The organism is Trueperaceae bacterium, assembly GCA_036381035.1.
Classification (GTDB): domain Bacteria; phylum Deinococcota; class Deinococci; order Deinococcales; family Trueperaceae; genus DASRWD01.
On sequence record DASVDQ010000047.1, the window covers coordinates 1 to 12,524 of the forward strand.

Annotated in this window: 11 protein-coding genes; 2 read left to right on the forward strand and 9 right to left on the reverse strand. The window is 74.0% G+C overall.

What is annotated here, in order from left to right:
• Positions 1-240: 240 nt before the first annotated feature.
• Entirely contained in the window at positions 241-1,329 is a 1,089-nt protein-coding gene (locus VF202_06300) for a DUF2332 domain-containing protein (GenBank protein ID HEX7039701.1), read from the reverse strand.
• Positions 1,330-1,506: 177 nt separating this feature from the next.
• Between VF202_06300 and VF202_06305 the strand changes: the two genes are divergently transcribed.
• Positions 1,507-3,483 carry a sensor domain-containing diguanylate cyclase gene (locus VF202_06305; protein ID HEX7039702.1) on the forward strand — a complete coding sequence of 659 codons (1,977 nt, stop codon included), beginning with the start codon at positions 1,507-1,509 and terminating at the stop codon, positions 3,481-3,483.
• Positions 3,484-3,619: 136 nt separating this feature from the next.
• On the opposite strand, the gene VF202_06310 is transcribed toward VF202_06305, so the two are convergent.
• Together VF202_06310 and VF202_06315 are read right to left on the reverse strand one after the other, a co-directional pair.
• A complete protein-coding gene (locus VF202_06310; protein HEX7039703.1) occupies positions 3,620-4,144 on the reverse strand; it encodes a DinB family protein in 525 nt (174 codons plus the stop codon).
• Between the two features lie 92 nt (positions 4,145-4,236).
• Positions 4,237-4,617 (reverse strand): hypothetical protein, encoded by a 381-nt coding sequence (locus tag VF202_06315; GenBank protein HEX7039704.1) that lies wholly within the window; start codon positions 4,615-4,617, stop codon positions 4,237-4,239.
• Positions 4,618-4,823: 206 nt separating this feature from the next.
• On the opposite strand from VF202_06315, the gene VF202_06320 reads away from it, so the two are divergent.
• Complete coding sequence (locus tag VF202_06320) at positions 4,824-5,360, forward strand: DUF488 domain-containing protein (protein HEX7039705.1); 537 nt, start codon at positions 4,824-4,826, stop codon at positions 5,358-5,360.
• A gap of 123 nt (positions 5,361-5,483) precedes the next feature.
• Here the strand turns inward: VF202_06320 and VF202_06325 are convergent, their stop codons facing one another.
• The 6 genes from VF202_06325 to VF202_06350 all read right to left on the reverse strand — a co-directional run bounded on the left by VF202_06325 (position 5,484) and on the right by VF202_06350 (position 12,341).
• Positions 5,484-8,402, reverse strand: a complete 2,919-nt coding sequence (locus tag VF202_06325; GenBank protein ID HEX7039706.1) for a tetratricopeptide repeat protein — start codon at positions 8,400-8,402, stop codon at positions 5,484-5,486.
• A gap of 51 nt (positions 8,403-8,453) precedes the next feature.
• Positions 8,454-9,302, reverse strand: coding sequence for a cytochrome c (locus VF202_06330; GenBank protein HEX7039707.1), 849 nt, complete (start codon positions 9,300-9,302; stop codon positions 8,454-8,456).
• A complete protein-coding gene (locus tag VF202_06335) occupies positions 9,299-9,529 on the reverse strand; it encodes a hypothetical protein (protein HEX7039708.1) in 231 nt (76 codons plus the stop codon). Before VF202_06335 ends, VF202_06330 begins: the two co-directional genes overlap by 4 nt.
• Positions 9,526-10,158: a cbb3-type cytochrome c oxidase subunit II gene (locus VF202_06340; GenBank protein ID HEX7039709.1), complete on the reverse strand. Its 633-nt coding sequence runs from the start codon at positions 10,156-10,158 to the stop codon at positions 9,526-9,528. Before VF202_06340 ends, VF202_06335 begins: the two co-directional genes overlap by 4 nt.
• Positions 10,158-11,645: a cbb3-type cytochrome c oxidase subunit I gene (locus VF202_06345; protein ID HEX7039710.1), complete on the reverse strand. Its 1,488-nt coding sequence runs from the start codon at positions 11,643-11,645 to the stop codon at positions 10,158-10,160. The genes VF202_06340 and VF202_06345 overlap by 1 nt, the downstream gene beginning before the upstream one ends.
• Before the next feature lie 252 nt (positions 11,646-11,897).
• A complete protein-coding gene (locus VF202_06350; protein HEX7039711.1) occupies positions 11,898-12,341 on the reverse strand; it encodes a phosphate-starvation-inducible PsiE family protein in 444 nt (147 codons plus the stop codon).
• Between the last annotated feature and the right edge of the window lie 183 nt (positions 12,342-12,524).

The following is a 12,524-nucleotide window of genomic DNA, read 5'->3' on the forward strand; positions in this document are numbered from 1 at the left end:
CCCCCTGGTCATCTCCACGAAGCTGTAGAAGAGCTCCGGGTCCGGCACGGGGAGCTCGAGCCTGCCGCTGGGCCCGTCGACGTAGCCGTCGAGCGACTGGGACATCTCGAACACGAGCCTCGCCATCCTCACGCCTCCTCGGGCCGCCCGGCGCCGCGGCCTGTGGTGTGGCTGCGAGCATAGGGCGGATCGTCGGCGCCGTCCTCGCGCCACGGCGCCGCGCGCTCCCCTCGGGGCGCGTCAGCCGGCCCCCAGCCACTCGAGCACCCTGCCCCGCGACCAGCAGCGCCCGGCGGCGGCGAACCACCGGCCCTCGGGTCCTAGCACGGCCAGCCCCACGATGCTGTGACCGGACGCGGGGCGGTCGCCGAGCGTGGGCACCGACGGCGCGACGCCTACCCCCTCCACCGCGACCCAGGCCACCGGTCGGCCGAGCGCCGCCTCTTCAAGGCGCTCCAGGAACCTCCCGCGCCTCGCGGCGGCCAGGCGCGAGAGGGACCAGGTCGTGATCACGACGGGCAGCGCGTCCGGCGGCACCGCGTCGAGGGCTCGCGGCACCGCCTCCGCGAGGTCGCCCCTCACCAGCCGGGGCGGAGCCGCGGACGCCAGCGCCAGCTCGGCCGCGAGCGCCGCGAGGCCGTCGCGGTCGTCGGGCGCCAGGCAGGCGCGGAGCCACAGGGCGTCGTCAGCGTCCGCGGCGTCGAACGGCGCGGTGCCGGCGGCGACGCGGGCGACCACCGCGGGGATCGGCTCGGTGGGAACGGCCCGTTCGCCCACGACCCTGCAGACCGACGCGACGGGGGAGGCGGGTTCGCCGGCCCGCCGGCCGTCGCTGTAGGCGATGCTCACCCCGTCCACCAGGAGGTTCAGCCCCGCGGGCGAGCCGACGTCGACCAGGCCGACGGCCCCGGCGCCCACGCGGCGCGCCACCGCGCCGATGGCCGGGTGGAGCACGGCGTAGGGCCTGGCGAGGTGGTGCGGCACCTGCCGACGGGAGACGACCGCGGCCACCTCCTCGGGCCCGCCCACCAGGGCGTCGACCGCCGCGGAGGCCGCGGCGTCCTGGTCCCCCGCCGCGTACGCGTCGGCCAGGGACGGCGCGCGCCCCTTCAGGGCGAGGTAGTGGAGGGCCGCGAGTACCAGAGCCGGGCTCCTGCCGCGCGTGGGCAGCGCCGACAGCGCGTCGAGCGCCGCGGGCGAGCCGCCGAGGGCCAGGGCCACGCGCGCGTGCAGCGGGGACTCCTCCCCGGCCCGCCCCTCGGCGAAGCGACGGTAGGTACGTCCGAGTTCCTCCTGGAGGTCCGTCGGCTGCCGTTCCGCGGCCTTCACGTCCCGGCGATGGTACCGCCGCGGCCTCTCGGGCCGGCGCCCGCGGAGGTCCGTGGACCGCGGCCGCGGAGGGACGCCGACGGGAGCGTATACGGGCCCGTAAGGAAACCGTGACACCGGGAAGTGAAGAATCCTGCGGAAAGGAGCGCCGAGCTGCACTATGGGGAACGCCCGAAGTTGGTAGCGAACGAGGCGAGGAAGAGGCTCGACCGGGGGAGGCTGCTGGCCGCGTTGGCCGACCTCCCGCCGGCCAGGGGGGAGGCCCTCGCCCTGCTCCCGGCGGTGCTGTGGCACAACGGCGAGGGTCACGTCACCGTCACCACCAGGCACCCCGACGGCCACCTCCGACTGGCCGCCAGCAACGACGCGCGGCTCGCCCCCGGTCTGGTCGTCCCTACCGACGGGATCGTCGGACGCGCCGCGTCGGAGCGCCGGTCCATCTACGTCACCGACGCGCTTTCGCACCCCGACTACCGCCTGCTCACCGCGGGGGCCTACCCCGTCGAGCTGGCGCTGCCGATATTCGAGCGCGACGAGGTCGTCGCGGTGCTCAACGTCGAGCGACATACCCCGTACCTGCCGCACGAGCTCAGCGCCCTCGAGGTGTTCGCCGCCAGCGTGAGCCGCCGGCTCACGCTGGAGTCGCAGAGCCTCGAGGCCAGGATCACCGGCGAGCTCTACTCCAGCGTCGCCGAGGGGACGTCGCTGGAGGAGGCCGCCTCCGCCGCCCTCGACGTCATCGTTCCCGCGGTCGGCGCCACCTCGGGGGTGGTGATGGGCGAGCACCGCGGCCGCATGGTCCGCGTGGCGGCCCTCGGGGTCGGCAGCGACGTCGTGCGCGACCTCTGCGACGAAGGCGCGCCCTTCCCCAAGGGGTTCTCGTGGGGCGCCTGCCTCAGCGGCGAGCCGTGGTTCACCCGCGACTACGCGGCAGACCCGCGCGGGATCGACGGGGTCACGGTGGACCTCGGCCCCCAGCTGCTCGTGCTGCCGATCGGGCGTGACGGCGAGCACCGCGTGGCCCTCTGCCTGAACTTCCGCGAGGACGCGCACGTGAGCGCCGGCGACGTCGCCCTGCTCGAGAGCGTCTGCCAGCAGCTCGCGATCGTCCTCGAGTCTGCCAAGGCGTCCACCCTCCAGGGGTGCGTGCTCGACCTATACTCTCGCGTCCTCGACTGCGACACGCGCGGCCTCTACCAGCAGGTCCTCGACGCGGCGATCCGCCACGTGCCTGGGGCCGAGGCGGGCAGCCTGCTCGTGCGGCGCGGCGAGTGGGACCAGTTCAGGTACGTGGCCGTCGACGGCTTCGACATCCGGGAGCTTCAGGACGTGAAGCTCAACGAGACAGAGGCGCGCGCCTGGTACCGCTGCGGCGACGACGGCTGGGACGCCGGGCGCGCCCGCATACTGCGCCGCGGCGAGGTCGACCTGGCGGCCTTCAGCCGCGACGCCGCCGGCACGGACCGGCCCGCACGCGCGGGGGACATGCAGCGCATGATGTGCACCGTCTGTCTCCCCGTGACGTACCGGGGGCGGGTCCTGGCGCTGCTGAACCTCGACAACTTCACGCGCGAGGACGCCTTCGGCCGAGACTCGCTGCGCACGCTGGCCCTGTTCGGTCCGCCGGTCGCCACGCTGCTGGCTTCAGCGCAGCACCGCGACGAGCTGGTGCGCGCCAGCCGCACCGACCCGCTCACCGGCCTGGTGAACCGGGCCGGTTTCGTGCGGCTGCTCGACCGCCAGCACGCGCGCAGCTCCCACTCGCACGAGCCGTACGCGGTCCTCGTGATGGACCTCACGAACTTCAAGCTGCTCAACGACACCCAGGGCCACGCCGCCGGCGACGCGGCGCTGACGGGCGTCGCCCAGGCGCTCGAGGGCGCCTCGCGCCCCGGCGACGCCATCGGCCGCTGGGGAGGCGACGAGTTCGTCGCGCTGCTCCCCAAGACCGCGGCTCACGCCGCGTGGGAGGTCGCCGAGCGCTTCGCGCGGGCCGTCGCCCACGTGGAGATCGGCGGACGCCGGCTGCACATCGACATCGGCGCGGCCTCGTTCCCGGAGGACGGCCTCGTGCCCGAGGCCCTCCTTCTGGAGGCCGACGCCAGGATGTACGTGAACAAGCGGCTCAGCAAGGGGCTCGCCGCGGCGGGGTAGGCGCGGCGGCGGGGTAGGAGCACGAGCCGGCCGCGCCGTGCCGGCGTCTCGTCGTCACGCGGTCCCGCGCCCGCGACCTCCGGTGCGCGGCGGACCTACCGGCTACCCGCGGTCTGCGCCCTCTCCTGGCCGGGCGCTACCAGATGTCGATCCTGGCCAAGCCGTTGGCGCTGAGCGTCTGCGAGACCTGCCCGACGTGCCAGACGTCGTGGGCGTAGGTGCGGGAGAGCAGCTCGCCGCGGCCCATCACCCAGTCGGGCCCGAACTCGGGTCGGCGGATCGTCTCCGCGAGCGACGCCACGGTCCACGTGTCGAGGCAGCGCGCGACGATCGCGAAGGTGCTGTCGAGGGCGGCGACGAGCTGCTCGGGGCTCAGCACGTTCTCGAGGTCGTCGTCGCCGGGGCAGTGGTAGGCGGCGTTGGTGAAGGGCGTGGTGTCGGCACCCGGCTCCCCGGCGAAGTCGCACAGCCAGAAGACGCGCTGGCAGGCGAGGTGGCCGATCGTCGCCCACAGCGGCCACTGCCCCGGCGAGGGCTTGAGGGCGAGCTGGTCGGCGGTGAGGCCGGCCACGGTACCGCGCAGGCGCTCGTTCAGGCGCGGCCACATGGCGTAAGCGACTCGCAGCGGGCTCTCGGTCTCGTCGGTGGTGATCTCCGGCATGAGGGATGCTCCCACTCAAACCGGTCACCAGTTGGCCGGTTCGCCACACTGGCGGCCCGCGACCGGACTCGCTCCCGCGCCCGGCGCGGACCCTACTGCAGGAAGCCCAGGCGCCAGAGGCACCACACCCACAGGCCGCGCACGGGCCGGTGCAGCACCACGAACATGACGGCGGCGCTGACGATCAGCAGGGGGATGAAGCCGGGGAAGAGGCCGAAGATGAGGCCGAGGGTCAGGCCCTCGATCCCCAGCCCGAAGCAGATCAGGAAGTAGAGGATCACGGCCGTGGCCGTGCAGGTCTCGCCCTGGTGCTCGAAGAGCATGCCGCACACGTCGCACGCGGCCTTGGGCCGCAGGAGGCCACGGAAGATCCTGCCCAGCATGCAGTTGGGGCAGTAGCCCAGGAAGGCGCTGCGGAGCGCGGCGGACAGCGGTAGTGTCTCGGGCCGGCTCGGCGGCCGCATGACGGCCATCTCGGCTCGCAGTATGCGTCCGCCTGGCGGCTCATGCCAGTAGCGTCGAGATGAGACGAGCGGGAGAGCGGCGTCGCTGGTCCACGGACGCCGTGAGAGGGGCAGGCACGGTACCGGCGGGCGACCGCTCGGGCCGACCCTGGGCCGCTCCCAGGTCCGGGACCTGGCGGGTCCCGGCGCCGACGCCCGGCCGCTACGCTGTAGCCGTGCCTGCCACGACGGTCTACACGGTCGGCCACTCGACGCGCTCCCTCGACGAGTTCCTGCGCCTGCTCGCTGCGCACGGCGTGCGGCGGCTCGTCGACGTCAGGTCGGTGCCGGCGTCGCGGCGCTACCCCCACTTCGCGCGCGAGGCGCTGGCCGAGAGCCTGCCGGCGGCGGGGGTCGACTACCGCTGGATGAAGGAGCTGGGCGGCAGGCGCCGTCCGCGGACCGACAGCCCCAACGGCGCCTGGCAGAACGACTCCTTCCGCGGCTTCGCCGACTACATGCAGACGCCCGAGTTCGCCGCGGCCGTGGACGAGCTCCTCGACCTGGCGCAGGGCGGCGACCTGGCCATCATGTGCGCCGAGTCCATGCCGTGGCGCTGCCACCGCTGGCTGATCGGCGACGCGCTGACCGTCAGGGGCATCGAGGTGCTCGACATCCTGGCCGAGCAGAGCGCGAGGCCCCACCGCCTCACGACGTTCGCGCGGGTCGCTGGCGAGAGGATCACGTACCCGCCCGCCGAGGGCGACGGCTAGTGCACCTTGGCCCCGGGGGTTCCTGATGGCGGGCTCGGGGGCGGAGGGCGCGAGGCTGCTCCTCGGGACCCGCGCCGGCATGTCGCTCGGCGAGGTGCTGGACGCCGTCCCGGGCTGCGTCGCCTACGGCGGGGCGGAGGCGGGGGCGACGCCGGCGGCCTCGCGGGCGAACTCGACGGCGTCGTCGAGCGTGAAGCCGCTGCCGCGCCGCCACGCCCTGTCGAAGGCGCCGTCGCCGGCCGCGTCGCGCGCGGCTGCCACCGCCTCCTCGTGCTCGGCCCGCAGGCTGGGCTGCAGCGGCGTGTTCGCCCTCTCGAGCAGCGTCGACATGGCGCCCCAGGCGGAGGCGGCCAGCTCCGGCCGGCCCGACCCGGCCAGGACCAGCGCCAGCTCGTTGAGGCACTCGGCCGCGCCCGACAGGTCGCCGAGGTCGCGCAGCTTGGCGAGGGCCTCGAGGCACAGCGAGCGCGCCGCGTCCGCCTGGTCGCGGCGACGAGCCACGGCCGCCAGGCGCACGAGCGACCTGGCGACGTAGGGCTCGTACCCCAGGCGCCGGTGGAGCGCCAGGCTCTCGTCGTAGCAGGCCTCGGCCGCGGCGAGGTCGCCCTCGTACTCGGCGACGTCCCCCAGGTTGCCGAGGAGGATGGCCACGGCCGAGCTGTCGCCCAGGCGGCGGAAGGCCCTCAGGCTCTCCTCGTAGTGGCGCCTGGCCGACGCCGTGTCCCCCAGCCTGCCGGCCAGGGCTCCCAGGTTGTTGAGCGTGGCGGCCGCGGCGCGCTCGTCGCCCAGCTCCCGCCTCACCGCCAGGGCCTCGCGCAGGCGGGCCTCGGCCGCCTCGAACCGGCCCTCGTTCAGGTCGATCACGCCGAGGTGGTTGAGGAGCGTCCCCACGCGCGCGCGGTCGCCGCGGCGCTCGCTGACGGCCAGGCCGCGCTCGGTGCTGCGCCGCGCCTCCGCGAGGTCGCCCTGCGCCGCCGCGAGCACGCCGATGCCGAGGAGCGCCTCGGCCAGCGCGCCGTCGAGCTCGGGGTCGTCGGCGGTGTCGCCGTCGGGCGCACCGCCAGGCGTCCCGTCGACCGCCCGCGCGAGGTCTCCACCGCCCGCGCGACGGCTCGCGTCCCACGCCGCCACGGCGCGCTCCAGCCAGATCCTCGCCTCGCGCCACCTGCCGCGGTCGTGCCACTCCAGCCAGGCGGCGGACGCCAGCCTCAGGGCGGTGGCGCCGTCGCCCGCCGCGAGCGCCCGAGCCAGCGCGGCCCTCACGTTCTCGACCTCGGCCTCCAGCCGAGCGCGCGCGCCCGCGTCGGCGGCGCCCTTCGCCTCGGCCCGCGCGTCACCGCACAGCTCGATGAGGTAGGCGGCGAGCTCGCGGCGCACGGCGGCCTCGCGCCGCGGGTCCCTCGCCAGCCTCTCGAGGGCGTACTTCCGCACCAGGGGGTGCGTCTCGTACCGGCCTCCCGGCCGGAGGCTGACCAGCGACTTGTCGATGAGCGCGGCCAGCACCGGCACCGTGACGCCGGCGACCCGCGACGCCGCCTCGCGCGTGAAGCCGCCGGCGAAGGCCGCCAGGGCGGAGAGGGCGTCGCGCTCCCGGGGGCCGAGGCGGTCCCACGAGTGGTCGAACGCGGCCCGCAGGCTGCGGTGCCGGTCCGGCACGCCGGCGTCGGCCGTGCCGAGGAGGTCGAGGTCGCGCTCCAGCTCGGCCGCGATCTCCTCGGGAGTCAGGACCCGCACGAGGGCCGCGGCCAGCTCGATGCCCAGCGGCGACCCGGCCACGGCGCGGCAGATCGCCGCCACGTGGGGCAGGGACCGCTCGTCCAGGGCGAACGCGAGGTCGACGCGCTTGGCGCGCTGGGCGAAGAGGCGCACGGAGTCGAGGTACTGCGCCCGCGACCCCTCCTCGCCGGCCCCGGGCAGCGGCAGGCCGTCGACGGGGAAGAGCTGCTCGCCCGGCAGCCCGAGGCGCTCGCGCGAGGTGGCCAGCACGGTGACGCCCTCGCAGGCCTCGAGCAGCTCGCCCACATCGCCAAGGCCGCCGACGAGCCCCTCGCAGCCGTCGAGCACGAGCAGGACCCCCCGGTCGCCCAGCGCCTCCGCCAGCTCCCGCACCGTGTCGACGGGACCAAGGCCCATGGCGTCGGCGACGGTCGCCGCCACGGCGGCGTCGGGCGTCCCCTCGAGAGACGCCAGGAAGACGCCGCCGGTGAAGGTGCCGCCCCTCAGCTCCTGGTGCGCCGCCGCCCAGGCCAGGCTGCTCTTGCCCGCGCCGCCGGGCCCCACCAGCGTCACGAGCCTGTTGCCGCGGTCGGCGAGGAGCCGCGCCAGCTCGACCAGCTCGAGGTCGCGACCCACGAACGAGGCGGCGCGGGGCCGCAGGTTCGTGGGCGGCGCGGAGGGCGTGGCGGTCCGCCCCGCCGGGGCCGCCGGCACGGCCCGCAGGACGATGCCGTACTCCTCGGCCTCGCGGCGCAGGGCCGCCGCGTGGGGGCTGCCCCCCGCCGCCAGCAGGCGGTGGGCGCGCTCTATCGTCTCGGGCGCCGGCGGCGGTGCGCCGGGCAGCCGGTAGGCGGCCTCCGCCAGCTCCGCCGCCGCGGCGACGCCGCCCTCGCCGGCCAGGACCTCGGCGCGCGCCAGCAGCCGCGACCTGACGGTCTCGGCGACGAGCTCGCGCGTGGCGTAGACCCACTCCTCGAGCTCCTCGCCCCAGTCGGGCAGGCGGAGGCCGTCGAGGAACGCGCCGGGGTAGTCGGGCTCCGCAAGCGGGTCCGCGGCGCCGGCGAGGACCGCCTGCACGTCCGAGGGCACCGCGGCCCTAAGCCGCTGGCCGTCGGCCTCCACCGCGCCGGGAGCGCCGCGCCTGAGCTGCGCGAGCGCCGTGCGCAGGCTCGACAGCGGCGCGGCGGCCCGCGGCCAGAAGAGCTCGCTGAGGTGGCGGCGGTGCTGCGGTCCCTCGACGGCGAGGTACGTGAGCAGCAGGAGGGGCTTGGGACGCGCGAAGTCGGACCCCTCCAGCCGCAGGCCTCCCAGGGTCCGCAGCCGCATGAGCCACTATATGCAGCGCCCCCGACGCTGTTCGCGCCTCGGTCTGCGCCGTCAGCGCTGCGCCGCGACGTCCTCCGGCGTGACGAGCGGCGCGTCGTTGCCCCAGCTCGTCCTCTCGTGGTTGATGACGGCCGCGATCTGCTCGTCGCTGAGCAGGCCGCCGAACGCGGGCATCGGCGAGACGTACGAGACGCCGCCTATCTCCTTGCCCTGCAAGCCGTGCAGGACGACCCTGATGTGCTCGGTGGGGTCGTCGGCGGTGACGACGGGGTCGCCCGCGAGCGGCGGGAAGACGCCCGGCATGCCCTGCCCGCCGGCCTGGTGGCAGCTGGCGCAGTTGGTGCCGTAGACGCTCTCCCCGAGCGCCGTGTCGAAGGCGGGCGCCGCCGAAGCGTCCCCGGCCGTGCCCGCGCCGCCCGTCGCGTCGGCGCCCGAGCGCGGCGACCCGGCGGCGGCCGGCGCGGCGGCAGCGGCGAGCTGGTCGGCCGGCGGGTTCCAGTGCTGGACGCCGTAGTAGAGCCCGAACGCCACGAGCATGATCACTAGCACCCACGCCCAGCTCGGGATGGGCGCGGGCGTCTCGGCGCGCGACGGCTCCCAACGGTTCTCGACGGCGCCGCCGAACGAGTTCACGAGCACGGGGACCGTGCCCTCCAGCACGTCGTTGTCGCGCACGCCGGTCACGGTGATGCCCGGCCCGTTGCGGACCGTGAACGGCACCTCCTTCACGCCCTTCGTGCCGAACGAGTCGTAGGCCTCGATGCGCAGCCGGTGCGGCCCGTCGGAGAGAGCGGTGGTGTCGAGCTCGAACCGCAGCGGCGGGCTGTAGCTGGCGATGGGGGTGGGGTCGTCGTCGAGGAAGACGTCGATGCGGTCGTTCTCGGGAGCGTCCTGCGTCACGGCCTCTCCTCGATGACCTTGCGCTTGATGTGGTCGGCGGCCGTCTCGCGCGGGTGGAGGAAGCGGGCGACGGCGACGTAGATCACCCACAGGACGATCGCGATGCCCACGGCTGAGATCGCGTAGTCGAGAGCTCCGCCGGGCTGCGCGTGGTGGCCCTCGGCGGTCGCCGAGAAGCCCGCGGCCTGAGCCGCGAGCGCCACCGCATGAGCCAGGAGCGCGGTCACTGCGCCTCACCTCCCGCGCTATGACCTGAGGTGGCCTCGATGTCCAGCTGCTTCAGGGAGAGGAGGTAGGCCACCAGCGCACGGGCCCTCTCGCTCGCCACCACCTGGCCCTCGTCCGGCGCGTGCTCGCCGCTCACGGGCACGACCACGTCGCCCTCGCCGGCCTCGTCCACGACCTCGAAGAGCCAGGGGTAGGCGGGCATCACCGAGTCGGGCACGACGATGCGCGGGTTGAACAGGTGCAGGTAGTGCCAGGTGTCGCTCGCCTGGCGGGCGCCCACGTTCGTCAGGTCCGGGCCGGTGCGCGACGAGCCCAGTACCGCCGGGGCGTAGGGGCTGAGGGCGCCCGCGGGCTCCACGCGAGCGTAGTCGCCCGGCACCGAGGGGCGTCCCCAGACGCTGTCCATGGCGATGGGCCGCACCTGCTGGGTGTGGCACGCCACGCAGCCCTCGGAGACGTACACACCCAGGCCCTGGCGCTCGAGGGCCGTCAGCGGCTCGCTCCCGGGGAGGGGCGCGGTGTTGTTCTCGACCCAGACCGCCGGCGCCACGGCGATGACGCCGGAGAGGGCCAGGAAGCCGAGGAGGATGGTCGCGAACAGGAGCCTGTGGTTGCTGTGCATGTTCATCAGGCGGGCCTCGCGGCGGGCACCGTCGCCCTCACCGGGGCCTGCGCCCTGGCGGGTCGCATGGTCCAGAGGTTGTAGGCGAAGACGAGGTGCGAGAGGAACATCAGGCTGCCGCCCACGGCGCGCCATAGCCAGAACGGCACCATGGTCTTCACCGACTCGATGAACGGGGCGCCGGCGATCCAGCTCAGGCCCTGCATGGTGCCGCCGATCATCAGCGCGACGCCGTAGAACGCCAGGCCGACGAAGGCGAACCAGAAGTGCACGCCCACGGTCAGCGCGGGCGGCTCCTTGCCGGTGAGCCTGGGAACGAGGCCGTAGACCCCGCCCCAGATGAGGAAGGCGACGAAGCCGTACATCGTCAGGTGCGAGTGGGCGACGGTGAAGTTGGTGAAGTGCCAGACGTGGTTCAGCGACCGCAGCGCCTCCAGCGACCCCTGGGCGGACCAGAAGAAGTAGGCGAGGATGCCCGCCAGGATGAAGGGCAGGGAGTAGCTGCGCGCCACGGTGCGGAAGCTGCCGCGCATCGTCAGGAGGAAGTTGCCGGTGCCGGCGGCCAGCGTCACGAGCATGCCGACGCTGAAGATGATCGCCACCGTCTGGATCCACCACGGCGTGGGCGCGAACACGAAGTGGTGCGCGCCGATCATCGTGTAGAAGAGCATCTGCGTCCAGAACGCCAGCACGCCCAGCGAGTACGAGTAGATGGGCTTGTTCAGCAGCTTGGGCAGGAAGTAGTAGGTGAGGCCCAGCGCCAGCGGCGTGAACCACATGCCCACGCCCATGTGCATGTAGTAGCCCTGGATCACCGACTCGCTGATCGGGTTCGTCTGGTAGAAGGGCAGGTACGCGATCACGACGACGGCGATCGTCCAGAGGAACGCCGCGACGATGTACCAGTTGGAGATGTAGATCTCCTCGACCTCGCGCTTGGCGATCGTCTGCATGAGGTCGTAGGCCACGAGGATCGCGCCGGCGGCGAAGATCGCCATCACCGGCCAGACGTACTCGCGGTACTCCTGCCCCCCGTTGTTGACGCCCGACATGAGGAGCACGTCGCCGATCACCACTGAGAGGTTGATGAGAGCCAGGCTCGCCCAGGCGAGCGGGAACGAGTAGAGGCGTCGGTTGCTGGTCTTCGGCACGACGTAGAGGGCCAGCGCGATGAGCGCCAGCGACGACCAGCCCCAGAAGACGGTGTTCGTGTGCACGGGGCGGAGCCGCCCGTAGGACAGCCACGGGACGTGCTCGAGGTCGGGCGCGGTGAGCTTGATGCCCAGGTACTCGCCGATGAACGTGCCGACGACGAGCCAGAAGGCGGCGCAGCCGAGGTAGGCGTAGATGAGGTTCGTCCACGCCGTGTCACGCTCCGGCTGCGGCCGCAGGCTCGCCTTGGGCACGGCGAGGGGCCGGCTGTGTTCGTGGGCCCGGCCGTTGCCCGCGGGCGCGCGCGTCGCCACCGACGCCGAGGCGCTACGGGACGACATGCGCACCGCTCACCGGTGAGGGGCTCAGGGTTGGAACGGGGGGATGCATCGAGACCTCCTGGAACTCGGACAACCGAGTCCAAGAAAAACCCCGTCGAGCTACGGGCGCAGGGACGTATGTCCCGGCGCGGGGTGGTCTCCGTGCGCTTGCGGACAGCGGGGCCCGAGAGCTGGCCGCCGCTGCGCTGGACGCGTCGTTCCCGTGCGCTGGCGGCCAGCGGTCGGTGAGGGTGGAGCCGCTCGTTCCCGGCTTCAGCCGCCGGGCTCCTCCTTGTGCCTGGCGGCTCGCACCTGGCGTATCGACCAGGCGAAGATCCCGATGGCGGCGGTGAGTATGCCGAGCTCGACGAGCATGCTCGTGGGGATCTCGATGTCGTCCGCGAGGACGTTCGCCGCCTCGGCGCTGATGACCAGGAGGCGCCTGATGCTGGCGATGATGCCGATGACGAGGAGAGGCACGGGGTCCAGGACGCCGCCCTCCAGCAGCGCCGCGACCGACCCGATGATCTCCGCGATCATCAGCGCCAGCAGGGCCTGGGACAGCAGGTTCGTCAGGCCGAAGTCGCCGGAGCCAGTGCCCAGTCCCCGCCAGATGCCCACGCCCACGTCCCACAGGATCAGCAGCACGCCCACGATGAGCATGACCACGACCACCGCCGCGATGAGGCGCTCGATCGCCAGCAGCCGGCGCCGCATCTGCCCGGTCGGCGTGGTCGGCGCGCTCGGCCGGTCCCGACGGTCGGGAGACGTTGAGTACGTTGAGACGTCGTCCCTCGTCATAGGTCGTGGAGCATAGCGCCCTTCTGGCGGCGAGGGGGCGAGCGGCCGGAGACGGCCGTGCCGGCGGTGCGCGCCGCGCCGCCGGGCCCGGCGCGGGTC